Below are 415 nucleotides of genomic sequence, written 5' to 3'. Positions count from 1 at the left end.
GACGTACTCGGACCCCTCGTACAGCAGACCCAACTAGTCCTGACCGGTTGTTCCGGCGAACACGCCGACCAGCTCGCCCCGGCGCGACAGCGGGTCGACCCCCGCCCGTTCGAACGCCTACCACGACGTCACCAGCAGCAAACGCTGCAGCGGGTACAACGCCAGCGCCACGAGCGGCCAGAACCCGAACAGCCCCGCGTCGAACTCACCGTCGGCGGACACGAAGGCGCCGTCCCGGGTGTTAGTTGTGCCGGGGTGCTCCGGGTCCGGGTGGTAGAGTGCTTCCAGGTCCCTGCCGCGGTCCGTGGGTAAACCGCCCATGGCGTCGGTCCGCGAGGTGACCGTGACCGGCCGGCTGCCGCTCGCGCTGCGGCTGGCGGACCTCTCGCCCGCCGAGGCGCGCCGGACCCTGCTG

At 71.3% G+C, this 415-nt stretch carries 1 protein-coding gene; it reads right to left on the bottom strand.

Annotated features, from left to right (window positions below; translation table 11 throughout):
• Positions 1–117: 117 nt before the first annotated feature.
• Positions 118–415 (bottom strand): beta-ketoacyl synthase N-terminal-like domain-containing protein (locus PUR56_RS21950; RefSeq protein WP_329950166.1); only part of this gene is annotated, 298 nt, incomplete at its 5' end.

The organism is Streptomyces sp. BE303 (genome assembly GCF_036290945.1).
Lineage (GTDB): Bacteria > Actinomycetota > Actinomycetes > Streptomycetales > Streptomycetaceae > Kitasatospora.
The sequence above is the reverse complement of the archived record's forward strand: the minus strand, read 5'-3'. Positions and strand labels throughout refer to the sequence as shown.